Origin of the sequence: Myxococcus dinghuensis (genome assembly GCF_024198235.1) — a bacterium.
GTDB lineage: Bacteria > Myxococcota > Myxococcia > Myxococcales > Myxococcaceae > Myxococcus > Myxococcus dinghuensis.
On sequence record NZ_JAKCFB010000003.1, the window covers coordinates 71,448 to 90,111 of the forward strand.

General features: G+C 69.6%; 10 protein-coding genes. 3 read left to right on the forward strand and 7 right to left on the reverse strand.

Translation table 11 applies throughout. From position 1 onward, the window contains the following. The first annotated feature begins 90 nt into the window (after positions 1 to 90). Entirely contained in the window at positions 91 to 1,101 is a 1,011-nt protein-coding gene (locus LZ198_RS05240; RefSeq protein WP_253970768.1) for a DUF1028 domain-containing protein, read from the forward strand. Positions 1,102 to 1,266: 165 nt separating this feature from the next. Next, positions 1,267 to 2,058 (forward strand): AMIN-like domain-containing (lipo)protein, encoded by a 792-nt coding sequence (locus LZ198_RS05245; protein WP_253970769.1) that lies wholly within the window; start codon positions 1,267 to 1,269, stop codon positions 2,056 to 2,058. 91 nt (positions 2,059 to 2,149) lie between these two features. On the opposite strand, the gene LZ198_RS05250 is transcribed toward LZ198_RS05245, so the two are convergent. From LZ198_RS05250 to LZ198_RS05270, 5 genes are all read right to left on the reverse strand, one after another. Then, positions 2,150 to 4,114 (reverse strand): 4-alpha-glucanotransferase, encoded by a 1,965-nt coding sequence (locus tag LZ198_RS05250; RefSeq protein WP_253970770.1) that lies wholly within the window; start codon positions 4,112 to 4,114, stop codon positions 2,150 to 2,152. Positions 4,115 to 4,264: 150 nt separating this feature from the next. After that, positions 4,265 to 7,456: an efflux RND transporter permease subunit gene (locus LZ198_RS05255; RefSeq protein ID WP_253970771.1), complete on the reverse strand. Its 3,192-nt coding sequence runs from the start codon at positions 7,454 to 7,456 to the stop codon at positions 4,265 to 4,267. Between the two features lie 42 nt (positions 7,457 to 7,498). Further along, on the reverse strand, positions 7,499 to 8,842 hold the full coding sequence (locus LZ198_RS05260) for an efflux RND transporter periplasmic adaptor subunit (protein WP_253970772.1): 1,344 nt from the start codon (positions 8,840 to 8,842) through the stop codon (positions 7,499 to 7,501). Positions 8,843 to 9,027: 185 nt separating this feature from the next. Continuing rightward, positions 9,028 to 10,011 carry an ADYC domain-containing protein gene (locus LZ198_RS05265; RefSeq protein ID WP_253970773.1) on the reverse strand — a complete coding sequence of 328 codons (984 nt, stop codon included), beginning with the start codon at positions 10,009 to 10,011 and terminating at the stop codon, positions 9,028 to 9,030. Positions 10,012 to 10,210: 199 nt separating this feature from the next. After that, a complete protein-coding gene (locus LZ198_RS05270; protein ID WP_253970774.1) occupies positions 10,211 to 14,029 on the reverse strand; it encodes an nSTAND1 domain-containing NTPase in 3,819 nt (1,272 codons plus the stop codon). Positions 14,030 to 14,382: 353 nt separating this feature from the next. Between LZ198_RS05270 and LZ198_RS05275 the strand changes: the two genes are divergently transcribed. Then, positions 14,383 to 16,221 (forward strand): Ig-like domain-containing protein, encoded by a 1,839-nt coding sequence (locus LZ198_RS05275; protein WP_256559283.1) that lies wholly within the window; start codon positions 14,383 to 14,385, stop codon positions 16,219 to 16,221. Between the two features lie 15 nt (positions 16,222 to 16,236). On the opposite strand, the gene LZ198_RS05280 is transcribed toward LZ198_RS05275, so the two are convergent. Together LZ198_RS05280 and LZ198_RS05285 are read right to left on the reverse strand one after the other, a co-directional pair. After that, entirely contained in the window at positions 16,237 to 16,695 is a 459-nt protein-coding gene (locus tag LZ198_RS05280; RefSeq protein WP_253970776.1) for a response regulator, read from the reverse strand. Between the two features lie 261 nt (positions 16,696 to 16,956). Continuing rightward, entirely contained in the window at positions 16,957 to 18,588 is a 1,632-nt protein-coding gene (locus LZ198_RS05285; protein WP_253970777.1) for a carboxypeptidase-like regulatory domain-containing protein, read from the reverse strand. Positions 18,589 to 18,664 lie beyond the last annotated feature (76 nt).

Consider the following 18,664-nt stretch of genomic DNA (forward strand, 5'->3'; position numbering starts at 1 on the left):
CACCGCATCGCTCCCTCCCAACCCTCGAGGTCCATCCGCGCCACGTGGAGGTCCACGCGACGACGGGAGGGCCTCGTCCCGAGGTCCCCCATGAAGCCGTCCGCGCGTCAGCTGTTGCTCGCCTCCGCCTTGTGGCTGTCCTCCGCTCCGGTCCTCGCCGCGGAGCGCTCCGGCACCAACCCCGGCATCCTGGGGACACGCGCCGTCGTCGCGTGCGACCCCGTGGAGAAGTCGTGCGGCATGGCCGTCATCTCCTTCCCCAGCGGGGTCAGCAGCCTCGTGCCGTATGGCCGCTCGGACATCGCGGTGGCCACCATGGCGCTGCCCTCGGTGGACGCCGCCCAGGCCATCATCGCGCGCGTCGACGCGGGGGAGGCACCCCAGGCCGCCATCGACTGGGTGGCCACCGTCGACCCGTATGCGTCCATCCGGCAGTTGGCGGCGGTGAAGCTGCACCCGGACGGCAGCATCACGTTGGGCCAGCGCTCAGGCTCGGACACCAGCGCCCACACGTGCTCCGTCAAGGGAGACACGTTCGTGGTGCAGGCCAACAACATGAGCAGCCCGGACATGTGTCGCGCCATGGCGTTCGGCTTCAGGCAGGCGAAGGGCAGCCTGCCCCAGCGGCTGTACGCCTCGCTCAAGGCGGGAGCGCTCGTGGGCGGGGACCGCAACGGCGAGCGCTCGGGTGTCATCCGCGTCTGGAACACCACGAGCGAGACGGCCTTCTACACGCACGTGCTCGCGGAGTCCGTGGTGCACGGCAGCATGAACGCGCTGGAGACGCTGGGGGTGCAGCTCAACCGCTATCAGGCCGTCATCGCGGAGCCCTTCCCCGGCGACCTCGCGCCGCTGGACGCCGAGTCCATCAAGGTGCTGAAGCACGCGCTGCACAGGCTCGGCTACTACCGCGGCCCCATGAATGGCGCGTGGAGCGACGCCGCCGAGCAGGCTTTGTACGACTTCAACTGGAACAACCTCTTCTTCCTCAAGCCCACCGTGGTGGTGGACGGCAAGCGCAAGGTCGACGGCGTGCTGCTGCGCTTCATCCGCGAAGCGGACCTGGCGGCCCTCGCGCCCGCGACGCCTCCGGCGCAGTGATTCGTGGCTCGAAAAATGTGGTGACGGTGGCCCTCCGTGTCCTCGACACGGAGGGTCGTCGTGCTTCCCGCCTCGTTTTCCCTCGGGGAGGCTGGCACGCCAGGCGCGGGCATGAGAGGGAGTCCCCCACGGCGCCGATTCGATGCGCCTCGCGAGGGAGGGACGATGGAGCGCGCCGGACGTTGGGTGTCGTCGCTGTGGCTCGCCGGATGCCTGCTGGGAGGCACGGGCTGCTCGAAGAAGGAGGAGCCCCCCGCGCAGCCCGCGGCGGACCTGCCGCAGTCCGACGACCTGCCCGACCTGCCGTCCCACCCGCCCGAGGGCGCCCTGCCCCGCGAGGGCGAGGCCGCCGCGAAGCCGCCCGTCCACGTCGTGGTGCCTCCGGGCTCCACCGTCCCCGTCGCCGCCGCGAAGCCCGTGGACGAGGAGGAGACACCGCCGTCGGTCGAGGACACGCTGGAGGCCCCCGCTCCTCCGACACCTCCCGCCGCCGGGGGAGGCACCGTCGCGGAGGACCCGCGCAACCGGGAGTGGACGTCCGGCAAGGTGCGGTTGAAGCGCATGGGCGCGGCCCAGGCCACGCTGCGCTCGGTGCGCGCGGGTGAGCACGCGGAGTTCGACCGCGTGGTGTTCGAGTTCGAGGGGACGCAGCTCCCGGGCTACCAGTTGGAGTACGTGAAGGAGGCCACCCAGTGTGGTTCGGGCAACCCGGTGGCGGTGGCAGGCAAGGCCCAGCTCCAGGTGTCCTTCACCCCGGCGAAGGCCCACACCGACGCGGGCCAGCCCACCGTCGCCACGCGGGAGCTGAAGCCCGCGCTGCCCGTGCTCCAGGAGCTGGAGCGCACGTGCGACTTCGAGGGCGAGGTGACGTGGGTGCTCGGGACCACGGCGCCCCACAAGTACCGCGTGATGGAGCTGCGCGAGCCCAGCCGGCTCGTGGTGGACGTCCAACGCTGAGGCCTGGGCGCGGTCGCGCTCGCCCGTAGAGGGGGCGAGGCCGTGCCCACGCGACGGCGCTGCCCCTGCGCGAGCCGCCTCGCGCGGAGCCTCAGCCTCCGCGCAACGTGTCCGCGAGCCGGTCGAGTCCCGCGAGCAGCTCGCGGTGCTTCTCCCGCGCCGGCGCGCCGCCCGCGCGCAGCGCCAGCGCGAGCACGCCGGGCAGGTTCATCGCCGCGTCGACGCGCAGCCGCTCCCGGTACTCCGTCATCCAGGCCGAGGGCACCCGCAGCGACCAGTTGCGCTCGTCCACGGTGCCGGGCTCGTTGTACGTCTCCGTCATCCCCAGGAGGTCCGGGAAGAACACCATGACGTTGCGAGCGCGGCTGGCGAACAGGTCCGCGAGCTTCGCCTGGGCCAGTCGCCCCGGGTCCGACGCGAGCGTCCGGGCGAAGGCCTCGCGCTGCTCGACCTCGGGACACAGGCGCGTCGCGAGGTAGTCCGCCTGGGCCCGCAGCGTGCCCCGCCACTGCCAGTCGCCGACGAGGCGCCACAGCGATTGGGTGTCGTGGTTGCCCACCATCATCCAGTCCTCGGCGGCCACGTTCTCGCTGCGGTACACGTCCGCCGGGTTGCGCAGGTCCGCCTTCTGCGTCACGCGGAAGCGCCCCAGCCCGTAGCGCGCCATCACCCGGGACAGCGGATAGGGCAGCGTGCTCAACACCTCGCACAGCAGGTCCCCCAGGTCGCGGCCATTGCGACGGGACGCCGCCACCACCGTGTCGAAGAGGACGCTGTAGCGGCGCACCTGCTCGTCGGTGAGGGACGTCACCTCGCCATCCGCGTACCGGGGCACCGCGCGGTCGAGCTGCGCCGGAGACACCAGGGCATGGCGCGCCAGCTCCGGGTGGTCCGACAGGTCCGGTGACGAGAAGAGCCGGGCCCCGTGCTGCACGGCGCGGAGCGGGTCGAGCTGGTTCGCGCGATACACCCACGGACACACCAGCCCGTGGGGATGGTCCAGCCGGAGCCCGTCGTACTCCGCCAGCATCTTGTCCATGCGCGCGTCCATGAAGCGCAGCACGGGCCCGGCGCGGAAGCCCATCGAGGGACCCGCGCCGTCCTCCTCGAAGAACTGCTCGGGGTCCAGCACCGGGTAGTTCCACGGCTGGCCCTCCGGGTTCGTGCGGCTGGGCGGCGCGCCCATCAGGTACGTGCGGAGGAACAGCCCCTGCCACGCCCACGCATCGCGTGGGGAGAAGCCAATCTGGAGGTCGCCGTAGAGCTTGAGCTTCAGCGACGCGGTGCGCTCGCGCAGGACCTCGTGCTGCGCGTGGACCAGGAACTGGAAGAAGGCATAGCGCTCGATGGCGAAGGCGGAGCGGGACTCCAGCTCCGCCACGCGCGCCGCCGCGGCGGACTCCTCGCCGGGCCGAGGGCTCCACAGCCGCCCGTCCAACGAGTCCGCCCAGGGGCGCCAGTCCGGGACCTGCTTCTCCTCGCACAAGACATCGAAGAGGGCATCGCGCAGGAGCCACGCGCGGTGGCGCTGGCGGAAGGTGGCGAAGCGAGAGGCGAGCGTGCGTATCGCGGGGGAAGCCTCCGCGCTGGCGCGGCGCCACTGGAAGGCCTCCCAGGCTTCGTCGAGCGCCGCGAGCTGCGTACGGAAGGCCTGCCGGTAGCGCTCGCCCGGACTCGAGGAGCGCGAGCGCGTCTTTGCGAGCACGGCCACGCGACCGGGGGGCAGCAGCCCACCCCAGGCCGGGTCCGTCTCCAGCGGCGCGAGCGCCACGTTGAGGATGTTCCGGGAGAAGAGCGTGCCGTCATATGGCGACGCGTTCGCCTCGGTCGTCTGCCCCTGGGGTCCCAGTTGGATGCCCGTGAACCCCAGGGCGTGGGCGACCTCCAGGAAGCACGCCGCGCCCTCCGAGTACGGCGAGCCGCGGCCCAGGTCCTCGCGGGGGAGGTTGGGGAAGGACGGGTCGTGGATGCTCAACACCAGGTTTCGGACATCGAGCGCGGCCAGGGCCTGGGTGACGAGTCGACGGTGGTTTTCGGGCAACGCGGCGCTGGACATGATGGGTGTGCACGACCCTAGGTGCGTCCGCGCGACACGCCAACCCTCCTCTCGGGCGGACGTTCACCATCGGTTCCCAGGTCGCACCCGTCGCCCGGGCGAGCGTTCACGAACCGAGCGGGTGGACCTGCACGCGTCGGGGCGCGCGCGTCACTCGCGCGGCGCCTGGGGCACCGGGCGCGGCTCGCCGCCACCGTGGGGAGGCCGCGGATGCGAGTCCGGTCCCCTGGCGGGGAACACCTTGCGCAACTTGCGTCCCATCCACGTCCGGAAGTCCACCAGGATTTCGTACACCGTCGGAATCACCAGCAGCGTCAGCAGCGTGGACGTCACCGTGCCGCCAATCACCGCGCGACCGAGCGGCGCCCGGAAGTCTCCGCCCTCCCCCGCGCCAATCGCCACCGGCACCATGCCCGCCACCAGCGCGAACGTCGTCATGATGATGGGCCGCAGACGGATGCGCCCCGCCTCGATGAGCGCCTCTCGCAAGGGCAGGCCCTTCTCGTGGGACCACTTCGCGAAGTCGATGAGCAGGATGGCGTTCTTCGCGACGATGCCCATCAGCAGGATGACGCCGATGAGGCTCATGATGTTGAGCGTGTCGCCGGTGAGGAGCAGCGCGAGCACCACGCCGATGAGCGACAGCGGCAGCGAGATGAGGATGGCCAGCGGGTCGATGAACGAACCGAACTGGATGACGAGGATGAGGTACATCAACATCACCGCCACCCCCAGCGCGATGAACACGCGGGAGAACACCTCCTGCTGGTCCGCGGACTCGCCGCCCGTCGTCAGCGTGTAGCCCGCCGGCAACCGCACGCCCTCCACCTGCTTCTGGATGTCCCGCATCACCTCCGTCAGCGAGCGCCCCTGCACGTTCGCCTGCACGTTGATGACACGCTCGCGGTCGAGGTGGGTGATTTGCGCCGGCCCGAGCGTCTGACGGATGTCCGCCACCTGCCCCAGCGGGATGAGCGACGGCGCGCCCGACGGCGTCACCCCCACGCCGATGGGGATGCGCGCCAGGTCGTCCGGGTTGTCCCGCGCCTCGGGCGCCAGCCGCACCATGACGTCCCGCGTCTCCCCAATCGGGTCCACCCAGTCACCCACGTCGAGCCCCGCGAACGCCGGGCGCAGCACCTGCGCCACCTTCCCCACCGTCACCCCGAGCTGTCCCGCGAGCCCGCGGTTCAGGTCCACCTCCAGCTCCGGCCGCTGCCCCCGCGTGGAGAGCCCCACGTCCACCGCCCCGGGCACCTGCGCCACCTCCTTGCGCACCTGCTCCGCGAGCTGGGTGAGCTTCTTCTGGTCCGGCCCCCGCAGCTCGAGTTGGATCTGCTTGACCGCGCCACCGAAGCCCGACGTGAAGACGGACACCTTCACGCCGCCGACCTTCGACAGCTCCCCCCGCAGGACGCTGCCCAGCGCGTCCTGGCTCACCTCGCGCTCCGACTTCGGCTTCAGGCGCACGTACACCAGGGCCTGGTCCACGCCCGGCGCGCTGAGCGGCAACGGCACGCCGATGGTGGCATAGGTGTACGCCACCTCCGGGTGCGCCTGGGTGATGCGCGTCACCTCGTCCACCTTGCGCCGCGTGTACTCCAGGTTCGAGCCCGGCGGCGTCTCCACCAGCAGCTCCACCTCCGAGCGGTCGCTCACCGGCACGAAGCCCGCGCCCCCCACCGTGCCCTGGAGCACGAGGGCCCCCACGAGCGAGCCCGCCGCGACGAGCACCATCGCCAACCGGTGGTCCAGCGCCCAGGCGATGACGCGCTTGTAGCGGTCCGCCTGCCGGTCGAACCACGCGTTGAAGCGCGACAGCACCCGCGAGATGAAGCCCTTGCGCGCCCCCTGCTCCACCTGCGGGTCCGCCCAGTAGGCGCTCAGCATCGGGTCCAGCGAGAAGGAGACGAACAGCGACACCAGCACCGCGCACGCAATCGTCAGGGCGAAGGGCTTGAACCACTGTCCCGCCACGCCGTACATGAAGGCCACGGGCACGAACACCGCGACGATGGAGAACGTCGTCGCCGACACCGCGAGGCCAATCTCCGACGTGCCCTCCTTGGACGCGGTGTAGTGGTCCTTCCCCATCTCGACGTGGCGGACGATGTTCTCGCGCACCACGATGGCGTCGTCGATGAGGATGCCGATGGCCAGCGTCAGGCCCAGCAGCGACATGGTGTTGAGCGTGAAGCCGAACGCCCAGACGCTGATGAACGCCGCCAGCACGCTCACCGGCAGCGCCAGGCCCGTGATGACCGTCGAGCGCCACGAGTTGAGGAAGATGAACACCACCAGCACCGTGAGCAGCGCGCCCTCCACCAGCGCCGACTGCACGTTCTCCACCGCGCTCTCCACGCGGACGCCCGCGTCGCGGACGATGGCCAGCTTCACCCCCGCCGGGAGCTTCTGCTGGAGCGCCTCCACCCGCTCGCGCACCGCGCCCGCCACCTCGGTGGTGCTGTAGCCCTTGGACTTGAGCACGTCGATGCCCACCGCCTGCGCGCCGTCATAGAGCGCCAACGTGCGCGGCTCCTCCGAACCCACGAACACGTCCGCGAGCTGCCCCAACCGCACCACCTGCCCATCCCGCGTGGTGACGGCCATGTCCCGGAACTGCTCGGGCGACTCCAGGCGCCCGCGCAGACGGATGGACTCCTCCTCCAGCGGGGCGTTGATGCGTCCCACCGGCGCGGCCAGGTTCTGCGCCTGGAGCGCCGCCACCACCTCCGCCAGGGAGATGCGCGCGGCCTGGAGCGCCTCCGGCTTGATGCGGACCGTCATCTCGCGCGCCACGTCGCCCACGACCTCCGCCTGCGCCACGCCGGGCACCGAGCGCAGCTCGCCCACCACCATCGGGTCCGCCACGCGTGACAGCCCCGCCACGTCGAGCTGGTCCGAGGTCAGCGTCAACGAGACGATGGGCTCGTCCGCCGGGTCGAAGCGGGTGAGGACCGGCTCCTCCATCTCCTGCGGCAGGTCCGCGCGCTTGCTGGAGATGGCGTCCCGGATGTCCTGCGACGCCTCCTGGATGTCCTTCTCGAAGTCGAAGAACACCGTGAAGGTGGCCAGGCCATCCGTCGCGGTGGAGGTCGTCTCCTTCGGGTCCACGCCGCTGATGGCGAAGATGGCGTCCTCGATGGGCTCCAGCAGCTCGCGCTCCACCGTGTCGGGCGAGGCCCCGGGATACGCGATGGTCACGTTGATGACCGGCGGCTGGACGTCCGGGAACTCGTCCGTCTCCAACTGCCACAACGCGACGATGCCGAAGGTGACCAGCGCCACCATCGCGGTGATGGTGACGATGGGACGCTTGATGGCGAAGTCGGAGATGAACACGGGGCGACTCCCGACGAGGAAGGCGAGGGAACCAGGACCGACTCAGGGCGCGGGCGCGGAGCCCTCCCGCGTCGTGCCTTGCGGGGACTGCGTGGGAGCGGACTCCACGGGTCGCGCCCCCTGCCGACCGGACGCCCCCTCCGAGCCCACGGGCACCTCGGACCGGGTCGGCGCTCGCGACGGCGACGGGGCGTCTCGTGGACGCGTGGGGGCCTCGGAGCCTCCGACGCCGGGACCTTCGTCCTCGCGCGCGGGCTCCCCCCGGCGCGAGGTGTCGATCCGCACGCGCGTGCCCTCGCTCACCTCGTCCCGCGCGGCGCCGAGCAACACGAGGTCCCCCGCCCCCAGTCCCGAGCGGACCTCCACGAGGCGCTCCACCTCGTCGCGCATGCCGAGCGTGACGGGGACGCGCTGGACCTTCTCGTCCTTCACGCGCAGCACGGAGGGGTTCTCGCCCGTGTCGTCGACGGCGTCCTGGGGCACCGCGAGCGCGCGTTGCGTCCGCGAGGCCACGCGCCCCTCCGCGAAGAGGCCCGCGAGCAACTGGAGGTCCGTGTTCGGGATGGCGACGTAGATGCGCACCTGCCCGGTGTTCGGGTCCACCACGGGGTTGATGCGCTCGACCTTGCCGACGAAGGAGCGGGCCCCGTAGCCGGTGACCTGGAACTCCACCGGCGTGTCCACCTTCACCTGCTCCAGCCGCGCGGCCGGCACCGAGGCCTCCAGGCGCAGCGTGCGCGGGTCCACCACCGTGAACATGGGCGAGCCGGGCTGCACCACGTCGCCCGCGCTCGCCTGGCGCTCGCTCACCACGCCCGCGAAGGGCGCGACGACCCGCGTGCGTCCGAGCTGCTCCTGCGCCAGCGCCAGCCGCGAGCGGGCCTCCGCCAACTGCCCCTTCGCCTGCGTCACCCCGAGCTGCGCGCGCTCGTGGTCGCGAGGCGTGATGACCCCCGCGCGCGACAACTTCGCGCTGCGCTCCTCCTCGGCCACGGCCACCTGCAAGGCATTGCGCGCCGTCCCCACGGCCGTGCGCGCAGCGATGAGCTGGTCCTCGAGCGTGGCGTCGTCGATGCGCGCCAGCTCCTCGCCCTGCCGCACCACCTGTCCCTGTTGGGCCTGGATGGCGAGCACGGTGCCCCCCACCTGCGCCCGCACCGCGCCCGCCGTGCGCGCCTGAAGCGTTCCGGAGATGCCCGGCCCCGAGCGCAGCTCATGCGGTCGCACCCGGGCCACGTTCTCCGCGCCCAGCGTCGTGACGGGCTCCTCGGTGGGCGCTGGCGGCGCGTCCTTCTTGCAGCCCACCCCGGCGACACACGCCGCGGCCAGCAACATCCCCCACGCCGCGCTGACGACCGGCCTCCTCGTTCCCTGGGCTCGACTCACCGCGCCCTCCGTCCTCCGCCAGTCCCTCCCCTGGCCCTGGCGGGCGGGCCAAACGTGGTGTCGGTCTCTTGCCTCCGGAAGCCATCCGGTCGCGCTCGGTCCGCCGGAGGACGGCGACCGTCCGCACGCTCGGCTCCAGGCCGTCCGACCCGGGCGGGCACGGGTCCGCCCGCCCGTCCGGATGCTCACGGCGCGCCGGGCGGTTCGGGCGGAACCTCGCTCATCAGCAGCGTGCCGAGCAGGAAGTTCGTGCGCAGGCCACAGCCCAGCAGCGGCAGGCGCGAGCCACACGCCACCGGCGTACTCCCCGCGCGCGTCTCGGGAGCGAAGCAGCGGGCACCGTCGGCGTCCCACTCGGCTTCGACACTCCACGTCTCCGTGTCCTCCTGCACGCCGGCCACGTCGTAGAGGTTCACCCAGTTGCCGTCCTGCGTGTACGAGGTGCCGTCCCCGCAGAAGTCCGCGCGCACCATGCGCGTGCAGGCCTGGTGCAGGTCCTCCATCGGGAGTCCCAGCGGAGTCCGAGCCCAGGGCTGGTACCCGAAGCGGATGCACTTGGCGATGGCCGCGCCCTCGCATGCGAACGTGAAGACGCTCGCGTCCCGAATCCTGCCCCCACCGCCCGGCACACCCTGTCGGTAATCCCAGGCCCCCGCAACGGGGATGGCCCCCAGCCCGGAGCCATCCTCCGCCGGGCACGCGGGCTTCCATTGATCGTCCTCCGGGGAGAAGTACGAGACGCGGTAGACCCAGACCCCCGCGCTCGCGTCGGTGCCCGGCTGGACGTCGTCCACGCGCAGCTCGACGGTGTCACCGCTGCCCAGGTTCCCGGTGAAGCGTGCGCCGACGAAGTCCGTCCCCGACACCCGCCCGTCGGGGGTCTCACCCTGGAGGACGCTGCCCTCCAGCCACGTGCGCGTCAGCGCGCTGGACTCCGCCGCGGACCGGCGTGCCCCCGCGAAGCGCACCGAGACGAGCATCTGCCCCAGCTCGCCGCCGTTGAGGTTGCGCCCGTTGAGGTTGCGGCCATTCAGGTTGCGCCCGTTCGGCGCCGACAGCTCCGACAGCCGCTGCCCCAGCTCGGACGCCTCCGTGTCCACCGCCGACACCGAGCACCCCGTCAACCCGAGGACCAGCACCCACGCGCCCACCATCCGCCTCGCCACCATTGCCTCCGTCCTCCCGTCCCACGCCCATCCCGTGACTGGAGGGTTGGCAGCGAAGCGCGCACCCGCAAGACGAAGTGACCGACACCCGACACCCGCATCGCCCGTGAGGGGGTGGCAGGCAGGCGAGGTCCATGAGACGGGGGCTTCCATCGTCCGATATCGCGTGGAGCACACTCCGCTCGCGGGTGCGTGCGCGGCGTCAGTGCCCCGCCGACGGCGGGTCCGCGCACACACGCAGACCCATCGTCACGTCCCGCAGCGAGGACTCCGGCAACTCGCGGTTGGTGGCCCGCGCCGAGGTCGCCGCGAACGCGAAGCTCCCCCCTCGCGCCACGGCCCGACCCGGCTCCAACCAGGAGCGCGTCCATTCCCAGACGTTGCCCGCCATGTCGTCCACGCCGAAGGGACTGCGCGACGCGGGGTGGCTGCCCACCTCGTCCGGGCCGAAGCCCGCGGGCTGCTTCCCATACGTGGCGTCGATGTTCGCGTCATCCGGCGCCAGGCGGTCCCCGTGTGGGAACTCACGGCCGTCGACGCCACGCGCGGCGCGCTCCCACTCCAGCTCCGAGCACAGCCTCGCTCCCGGCACGCGCTCCGTCGCGGACAGCCACGCCACGTACGCCTCCGCGTCCGTGAAGGAGATGCCGCTGACGGGGAAGCGCAGCCAGTCCTGCGTCGCCCGGCGCGCGCGGCCCGCATAGCGCAGCGGTTGCCCCGCGCGCGCCTCGTACAGCACGTTGCCGGGTTGGAAGCGCAGCCGCCAGGCGCCGTCCACCTGCTCCAGCGCGAGCACCCCCGCATAGCCCCCCGTGCCCACGCGCGGCTGGCGGCGAGCACGACGCTCGGGCGGCAGGTCCTCCAGGAAGGCCAGCCAGTCCGCGTACGTCACCTCGTGGCGGGCGATGAGGAAGGCCGACACCTGCACCGCGTGCTGCGGCACCGCGTTGAAGAACTCGCGCACGCTGGCGTCCGCCGCGCTGCCGAAGCGCACCTCTCCCGGCGGCACGAACACGTACCCCGTGGGCACCGCGCCCTCCTGGGGCAGGCGCACGCCAATCCTCCGCGACTCTCCCCGCCGCAGCAGGAGCGGCTGCGTGACGACCTCGTGTCGCGGCGCGCGGAGGGTGAGGCGGTAGGGGCCCGGCGGCACGGGGACGTCCGCCCACGGCTCGGGGCCCAGGGGCAGCGGCTCGCCCAGCTGCTCGTCGCCTTGTGCGTCGCGCGTCACCGGACGCAGCTCCACCTCGACGTCCTGGCCAGGGACATCGAGCGTCAGGCGCGTGGGCGCGCTCCAGCGCTGCCAGCGCACGCCGGCCGTGTCGTACAGGCGCAGGCGTTGGAGCAGCGCGGGGAGCGCCGCGCTCTCTCCGTCCTGCTCGGCCCAGAGCGCGCGCTCGTAGAGGAAGTCCGCCAGCGCGTCACGCACGTCCTGGCGCTCCGGCGCGAGGGCGAGCACCCGCTCCAGCCGCCCCGAGACCCCGTCGAAGCGGTGGCGCACGTGCGCGGCCCGGGCGGTGCTCTTGAGCCACAGCTTGTCGGCGTCGGGCTTCTGGCCGCTGCCGTAGAGACGGAAGGCCTCCGCGCGCTCGGAGCGCAGCAGGTCCCGCGTCTCCAGCACTCCGCCCAGCTCGTCGCGCGCCTCGTCCAGTTCGGCCCGCACCTGTCGCTCCAGGCTCCAGCGCTCGCGCAGCTCGAGGAGCCCGTACACCAACGCGAGGGAGAGCACGAAGCCACCCCACAGCGCGTGGCGCATGCCCCGACTGCGGACCAGCGTTCGACGCGAGGCCCTCAGGAAGTCCTGCTCACGGCGCGTCAGCTCTCCCGTGTCCAGCACCGCCGCCTCGGCGAGCTGCCGGGGCCCCCACAGGAGCTCCCGCGAGTGGCCGAGCTTCTCCCAGTGCGCGGCGGCGGACTCCAACAGGGCCTGGACCTCGCGGCGCTCCGCGGCCTCCGTCAACCAGCGCGCGAGCGAACCCCAGCCGGTGAGGAGCGCTTCGTGCGCCAGTTCGTAGGACGTGCCCTCGCGCGCCTCGCGCGCCACCAGCAGCCGCGCCCGGACGAGCGCCTCCAGCGCCGCGCGGTACCTCGGGTCATCCCCCGCCAGCTCGCGGTCCGTCTTGCGCGCGCGCGTGCCATCGGCGGTGACCAGGCGCAGCAACACGCCGCGCGCCGCCACGCGCTGGTCGGGCAGGAGACGCGCCACCGCCGCGTCCGCGTGCTTCGCCAGCGCGCCCGCCACGCCGCCCAGTGAGTCGAGCGACGCCTGGGTGATGACCCGCGCGTCGCCGTCCCGCGCGTCCCACAGCTCCGCGAGCGCGAACTGGAGCAGCGGGAGGCCCCCCTCCGCCGTGGCGGTGGACTCGACGAGCGCGTCCACGAGCGCGTCCGACTCGAAGCCCACGCCCTTCACCCGGGCCGGACCGACGATGGCCTCGCGCGTCTCGTCCGCGGAGAGCGCGCGCAGCAGGTACAGCGCGCGAGGGACCTCCGCCCCCAGCCCCTGGAGGGTGGTGAGGCGTGTCAGGAAGTCGCTGCGGCTGGAGGCGAGCAGGCGGACTCCGCTGACGCCCTCCGCGAGCCCTCCCAGCGCGTGGCCCACCACGGCCGCCTCGGCGGGCTCGGAGAGGGTCGCGAGCTCCTCGAGCTGGTCGACGTAGACGAGCAGGCCCTCGCGTGCGCCCAGACGGGAGCGCAGGCGGCGAGAGAGCGCGCCGGGCTCCGCGCGCAAGTCGGCGGCGAGGGCCTCCTCCTCGGTGGACAGGTGCGAGGCCAACGCGGCGGCGAGCGCGGTGACGGGCCTGCGTCCGGGCACCCAGCGCACGGTGTGCCAGCGCCGCGCGTCCTCGAGCGCGCCCTCGGAGACCGCGGGCAGGATGCCGGCGAGGCACAGCGAGGACTTGCCCACGCCCGAGTCCCCGGTGATGAGCAGGAAGGACTCGGCGCGCAGCCGCTCCAGCACCGCGCGCCGCTCCCGCCCTCGGCCGAAGAAGAGGGCCCGGTGCTCGGCCTCGAAGGCGCGCAGGCCGCGGTAGGGATTGCCCTCCGGCACGTGCGCCGGGGAGTCGTCGCGCGACGCGAGGGCGTCGAGGGCGTCGAGCAACTGCGCGGCGGAGGCGAAGCGCTCGGCGGGGTCGCGACGCAGGCACCGGTCGATGATGCCGGCGAAGGCCGCGTCCACGTGGGGCGACAGGTGGGACACCGGCAGCGCGTCCTGCGTGCGCACGACCTGCGGCAGCTCGCGCCAGACGACGTCGCGGAAGGGCCCGCGCCCCACGCACAGTTCATAGAGCACGACGCCGAGCGAGTAGATGTCGCTGCGCGCCGTCAGCTCCTCGCCGGCCCAGGCCTCCGGCGACATGTAATAGGGCGTGCCCACGAGGGCGCCGTGCGGGAGGGAGGGAAGGAAGACGCCGTCCAGCGAGCGCGCGGAGAAGTGCGGGTTGGACTCCGCGTCCACGTCCGCGAGGAGTGGAGGCGGAGTGGCAGGGTGGACGGCGGGTGCGTCGTCGGCGCTGACGGCGTGGTCGAGCAGCTTGGCGAGGCCGAAGTCGAGCAGCTTCACGGCGCCGGACTCGGTGAGCACGGCGTTGCCGGGTTTGATGTCGCGGTGGAGGACGCCCCGGCGATGGGCGGCGCTCAGTCCTCGCGCCAGGTCCCGCCCGAGCGTGTGCACCCGCTCCCACGGCTGCGGGCGAGGGAGCCTGTCCAGGCTCACGCCCCGGATGAACTCGGAGATGAGGTAGGGCTGCTCCTCGAGCTGTCCCACCCGGTAGAGGGTGACGACGTTGGGGTGCTGGATGCGCGCCGCGGCGCGGGCCTCCACGAGGAAGCGCGCCAGGGCGTTGGGCCCCAGCGCGGGGATGAACTTCACCGCGACGGGCCGCTCCAGCAGCGTGTCGTGCGCCAGATAGACGTGCCCCGTCCGCCCACGACCGATGGGCCGCACGATGCGGTACTCGTCGAACTCCGGTGGCGGAGTCCACGCGCCCGACGGCCGGGAGGTGGCTGGGGTTCCCACTCCCAGGGCGTATGCACGGTGCCCAGGGTCGGCAACCCACCCCCGCGACGGAATCGACCGTCATGCCGCGAGACAGTGGCGGAAGTGTCGGGTGCCGGGCAGATGGTGGGGGTGGACCTACTCTGCCCTGCCCACGAACTGGATGGGTGTCCTGGAGGCTGGATTCCAATCAGGACGAAGTGCTCCTCCAGAGAAGCATCAGTGCATCACGATGCCAGTGCGGATTCACCCTGCGATTTCAAGCATTTCCGTTCCCGCCGTTGATGCATCACAGTGCCCCCTGCCCCGGCCAATGCCCTCAGGCGGGCGCTGGCACGGCCCAGGAACACTCTCTGCAATCGCCCGCACCAACCATGAACCTTCGTCTCTCTCCCCTGATCCTGGTCGCGCTCGTATCGGGGTGCCTTTCGATTCCGGACATCGAGCAGGTCGACCCTGGCGCCCCAGACGCGAGTGGACCCATTGCCGGCGGTAGTGATTCGGGCTCTCCCAACGGAGAATCGAACTCGGATGCAGGAGTTCCCGATTCAGGAGGGCCCGTAGAGCCCTTGAAGGTCCGGCTCGAGTCTCCACTCGACTCAGCCCATGCACGAGGCCCGGTGTTGATCGTCGCGCGCGTCCAAGGCCCCGTGGACCACGTCACCTTGGTCCTCGATGGCGTCGCGCAGGAAGAAGGACTCCCCACTCCCTATGAGTACACATGGGATACGACCCAGCTTCCGGAAGGGCCTCATACAGTCCAGGCCCGGGCTACCCGTGGCGACGAGGTCGTGCTCTCCGAATCACGGGTGGTCAACGTGGACAGGACTCCGCCAGTCGTCGTCACGAGGAGCCCCGAACCCGGGGCGAAGAACGTTGCCATCTCGCAGCGCATCGAGATGACGTTCTCCGAGCCCATCGCCGCGGAGACACTGACCTCTGAATCCGTTCGACTGCTCGTGGACTCTCAGCCCAGAGAGACCAGCCGGACCCTCTCGTCCGATGGGAGCATCCTGACAATCGTGCCGACCCCACGACTGGAAGTGCCTAGCAGTCCTTCAGTCGAACTGGCCTCGAGCATCACCGACCTCGCCGGCAACCCTTTGGTGATTCCAAGTGCAGCATGGAACTGGAAACACCCGTCAATGCTGTTCGTCTCACAGTACCAATTCCCCTCGTCGGTCAGTCCCCCCTTTCAAATCGGACTGGCTCTCGATGAATCCGACAATCCACTCGTTTCAGCTCAAGACGATGGAATTACGAGTGCCGTAAATCACTGGACGGGAACAGGTTGGTCTCCCGTCGGCGAAAGGCTGCCCCTTGAAAAGTTGGCGATTCAGCGCCATGGGGATGGCAGCATTTTCGCCGCAGGGCGGACACGACAATACCCCCAACACATCCTCGTCCAGCGCTGGAGCGCCTCTGGATGGCTCACACTTGAACCCGCCTTGGGTCCAGCAACCCACGACTTTCATTTGTCGCTCAGCCTGACCTCGCAGAAAAAGCTTGGCATTGCATGGGCTGCAGGCTTTCCTGCCGTTGTCGAGGTGCGCATACGAGGAACCAGCGATTGGGTCGCCCTTGGCTCCCCACTGACCACACATCCTGGCACCAACGCTCTCACTCCTGTTCTGCGACTCGACGACTCCGGAAAACACGTCGTCGCATGGACGCAAGACAACTCAATACACGTTCGTCGCTGGAACAACGAGAGCTGGGAGACATTGGGGGATAGCCCCAACACCCGCATTTCAACTCCAGTTATCGCCAAGCAGCCGTCTATCGTCCTTCGATCTGACGGAAGTCCCGTCATTGCTTGGCTTGGCGGGGAGAGCAGTACGAGGACCGCTGCGGTGTACATCCAGGAGTGGGACGGCGTTGACTGGAAGCTCCTTGGCACTCCTCTGAAAGTGAATGAGGACGAACTGTCACCCGCCTTTCCTTATAATCCAATCATTCATATTGACCCAACAGGCAGACCCGTCGTCGGATGGAGTGAGCAAGGCATGATGCCTCAATCCACATTCACGTATGTTCGACGGTGGGATGGTATCCACTGGACTGCCATGGGTGATACCCACGAGACTGGGGTTTCCCAAACCGGTGAATACAACTTCGTGTTGGATTCCCAAGGGTCCCCAGTCCTCGCTTGCTTGGACTTCGACCCCAACCACCGTGACTCCTGGCTCTACATCTTGCGGCAGAACCATTGAATCCCGCGAGGTGGTCTACTTCTTCGAGGAACCCTTGCTTGGCTTGAGCATGTTGCGGATCCGGTTCTCCAAGTCCTGGGGCAAGCAGGGCTTCGCAACAAAATCATCTGCCCCCGCTTCTCTGGCATGTTCCGCATTACCAGCGAGCACATGTCCTGTCAGAGCCATCACCGGAATATTCCTCGTGCGAGTATCTTCCTTGAGGCGGCGAGTCGCTTCCCATCCATCCATGATGGGTAGTGACAAATCCATCAGGATGATATCCGGGTCTCCTTCTTGGGCCTTGGCAACAGCCTCTGCACCATCTCGGGCAGTGTCCACTTCGAACCCAACGAATTCCAAGTACTCCGCGTACATCTCCCGAGCATCATCGAAGTCGTCGACGACGAGGACGCGCTTCCGCCCACCACCGGCCTCCATCGGCGCGGACATCGGCTCTGAATCATCCACAATCGAAGTGGCCGTGCGCTTCATGGAACAGATGCCTCATCTGTAGGGAAACGGCGGCAAGGAATCTATGCACGTTCCCGCCTGCTCGCCCACCCCACCTAGCCCCCCTCCCCCTATCTCCACTGTTCGCTGACCGACAGTACCAGGGTGGAACCAGGAAAACCTCGTCGTTGCCATGGCGGCCCATCATCCACTGGATGACATGTCAACGAAAACGCCCCCATGGAGAACAAACTCCACGGGGGCGCGACTTCAACTTCGGCTCAGCCGACCAATTGAGTCAACCTACAGCGCCGGCATCGGAATCACACCGAGGGTCGTCGACGACATATCAGTCGTAACAGGCTGCCCCCAGATCCCCAGATAGTGCTCATCGGTGCGCGGAGTAAGCGATGAGAAGGAAACGCGCATCTGGAAGTTAAACAAATTGCCAAACTCAGGGCCTGGGTAGATGAAGTAGTAACGCGTGGTGTATCCCGACCTGTCAATTGGGAATACCGCCACCTCCGCTGGGGTTCGCGTCTGGATTGGAGCAGTCGGCTCCTCTGCGAACAATGGAAGGCCGACCGCGTTGCCTTCCTCCCCAGGGAAATCGCCCGGATTCCCTCCAGAACTATTGAGGTCGATGTTCAAGAAAACGTAAGCATTCGTCAACGGAGCCTTCAGCGGGCTGCTGAACGATACATACACCTTCTCGTTGGCATTGAGTGCGTTGACGCCCACCCCCGAGCGCTGAGTATCCTGGAATCGAACATCAGAGATGGAAACCTGCTTGGGAGCACTTTGCTCTCCACCAAAGAAGAACCCCCTCTTCGTCAGGACCGCCCCGTTCTCGGCGGCAACGGCGCTGATCTGCAGATTGTATTCTTTGCCTTCCTGCACCACCCCAGCAGCTGGTGCAATGGTAGCACTGTAGCCGCCATTGGAGAGGGTAGCCGTGACCGCCAGGGATTCCTTACCGTACTCATCCGTCAGGCGTGCCAGCAACGACCCAGGCTGCACCGGCTTGTTGAAGTACACATAAATGGGCTCGCCAGGCTTCACGAGGTTCCGCTGAGGATCCGTGCTTGGCACCAGCCGGATGCTGCTGACGTTGGACGACTCGATCGCCAGCGGGTCCGAGTTCCCCTGCGAGAACGGCAACTTGATGATTTGCGTCGTCCCCTGGCTGAGGATGGTCGTAGCCGCGTAGGTCGGCGACGCCCCGAAGCTCTCCGGGATGCCGTCGTTGTTCGCGTCCACCGCGCTCACCCACAGCCGGTACTGGGCGCCAGTGAAGCGCGCAAGCTCCATGGCCGTCGGTACGCCCTGGAACGTCACGACGCCCTGCTCATCCGAGGTCCCCTCGACCACCACCGTGCTCACCACGCGCGTGGTCTGGTCGCTGTTCGTCAGGACGACCGTGCCCGCGGGAGATGCCTCGAGCGTCGCCTTCACGCCGGCCGCCGGACGGCCCGTGGGCGAGACCAGCACGAAGCGCAGCGTGCCATCCAGCCGCGTCAGCGTGACCGGACCGAAGCTCACGTTCGCGTTGTTGATGGGGACGTTGCCCGCCGACGAAGGAATCGTCGCGGTGGCGCGCAGCGTGGCGAAGCCCGCCTTGGTGAACGTCAGCAGCACTTGGGAGCCCGCGGGGACGTTCGGGAAGGTGAAGTTGCCCTTGGCGTCCGTCGTCGTCGCCAGCGACTCCTTCGAACTGCCGATGGTCAGCTCCACGGAGGCCTCGGAGAGCGCCTTCAAATCCGTGCTCAGCACCTGGCCCGACACCGTGCCCTTCGGTGTCGACGGCGTCACAGCCGTCACCGTGTCCGGCTCCCTCACGCCGTCCGCGATGCCGTCGCCGTTCTCGTCCTTGAGATCATCCCCGCAACCCAGCGCCAGGAACGGCACCAGAGCCATGACCAGATGCTTCTTCATCTTCCCCACCTTGTAAGGATTGCTTGAACTCGCACGCCCCCAACCCATGAACGAGCGCGCCGACGACACTCTCCGA

What these genes read in the sequence shown, in the direction of transcription:
- LZ198_RS05240 (WP_253970768.1), top strand. Translation starts at nt 91, where the DNA reads ATGAAGCCGTCCGCGCGTCAGCTGTTGCTCGCCTCCGCCTTGTGGCTG.
- LZ198_RS05245 (WP_253970769.1), top strand. Translation starts at nt 1,267, where the DNA reads ATGGAGCGCGCCGGACGTTGGGTGTCGTCGCTGTGGCTCGCCGGATGC.
- LZ198_RS05250 (WP_253970770.1), bottom strand. Translation starts at nt 4,114, where the DNA reads ATGTCCAGCGCCGCGTTGCCCGAAAACCACCGTCGACTCGTCACCCAG.
- LZ198_RS05265 (WP_253970773.1), bottom strand. Translation starts at nt 10,011, where the DNA reads ATGGTGGCGAGGCGGATGGTGGGCGCGTGGGTGCTGGTCCTCGGGTTG.
- LZ198_RS05275 (WP_256559283.1), top strand. Translation starts at nt 14,383, where the DNA reads ATGAACCTTCGTCTCTCTCCCCTGATCCTGGTCGCGCTCGTATCGGGG.
- LZ198_RS05280 (WP_253970776.1), bottom strand. Translation starts at nt 16,695, where the DNA reads ATGAAGCGCACGGCCACTTCGATTGTGGATGATTCAGAGCCGATGTCC.
- LZ198_RS05285 (WP_253970777.1), bottom strand. Translation starts at nt 18,588, where the DNA reads ATGAAGAAGCATCTGGTCATGGCTCTGGTGCCGTTCCTGGCGCTGGGT.